This is a genomic window from Okeania sp. SIO2F4, from assembly GCF_010672385.1.
In the GTDB taxonomy this organism is placed as follows: Bacteria; Cyanobacteriota; Cyanobacteriia; order Cyanobacteriales; family Microcoleaceae; genus Trichodesmium.
In genome coordinates, this window is record NZ_JAAHGT010001384.1 from 1 (window position 1) to 1,545 (window position 1,545).

Here is a 1,545-nt window from a genome sequence, read left to right on the forward strand (position 1 = left end):
GAATAACATCTGATCGGATACGTCATATAAATCACTTTTAATAATGTGACTTGTACCACAGTATTTATGAAATTATTTCCCCACTCCAATAAACTGATTATTCTCGGAATAACAGTATCCGCGATTCATAAAGTAACCATAAGATTGTTTAGATTTTCAAATAAAGTCAGTTAAGAATTTACTTATACAGTCATCCCCATCAACCATCATAATATAAGAACATCCCAAATCCTTTGCTAAACGAATTCCTCTGATAAATTTGTGCATTTTATCTCTACGTTTTTCTACAAATGTAGTCTGAATAGGAATATCTACCTTGATATATTGTAAATTTGAATGCTCGAAATTAATGTTCGGTTTCTCATGACAAACTACAACAACTTTGAAATTAGGATTAGTAGAATTACAAATTTATCTTGCAGTTATTTCCAATAATTGAGATATCTCTTCCCAATATTTTGATACTTTAGCACTTTTGAGTATAACTACAAATCCTAATATTAATAATCAATCTCCTCTTTCATAATTTACGTTTTCTAATGTTATTTATGCATATTAATAGTAGATGGAAATCGCACTAATATACAGTGAGTAAAATCATTTATAATACACCACTACCCCTCAAATAAACTTAATTCCTGAGTTAATTAAGCTGCATTTGCTAATACAACTTGAGATGTTAGAAGCTCTACTGCTGTTTGATATTGTTTGTCAGTTTCTGTGGTAACTTCGTTAGGTAAAATCGGGTCTTGTTCCACCAAAAAATCTGGAATAATTCCCAGTTTATTAATATCTTTATGGTTTGGCGTCTCATACTTGGCTACTGTTACTGCCAGCCCCGAACCATCAGACAAATCAAACAAAGATTGAATTAAGCCTTTACCAAAAGTTTTTTCACCCACCAATAAAGCACGGCCATTATCCTGAAGTGCGCCAGCAAGAATTTCACTAGCACTAGCAGTTCCCTGATTAGTTAAGACAACTAATGGGGCATTAGTTATAGCAGGACCTTCAGCAGAAAAACTACCAAGAATTCTTTGTCTATTAACGGTGTAAACAATTGTACCTTCATCTAACCACAGACGCCCAATTTCTACACCAGCTTGTAATAGTCCACCTGGATTATTGCGTAAATCAAGTACATAGCCAATTACTCCCTGTTCCTCAAAACTTTTTACAGCCTGGCTTACTTCTGTAGTAGCATTAGCATTAAATTGACTTAGACGAATATAACCAATTGGTCCTGTTTCAGGGTTAGACTTTAACTTGGCATAGACTGGGTTAATCTCTATTTGATCCCGAATTATTTTTATGTCTTGGGGTTGGTCGCTACTTTCTTTCAAAATTGTTAGTACCACAGAAGAACCAACAGCACCCCGCATTCTATTTGCAGCTTCATCTAATGAAAATTCCGTGGTGGGATGGCCATCAATTTTGACCACGCGATCGCCTGATTGGATACCAGCAGTTTCAGCAGGAGAACCCTCCAGGGGAGAGATGACTATTAGTTCTCCTGTTTGAGAGTCTAAGGCAATTTGTAAACCC

Annotated in this window: 1 protein-coding gene; it reads right to left on the reverse strand. The window is 35.4% G+C overall.

What is annotated here, in order from left to right; all coding sequences use genetic code 11:
- Positions 1 to 647 precede the first annotated feature (647 nt).
- The coding region (locus F6K22_RS40625) for a S41 family peptidase (protein WP_293110810.1) at positions 648 to 1,545 on the reverse strand (898 nt) is incomplete at its 5' end.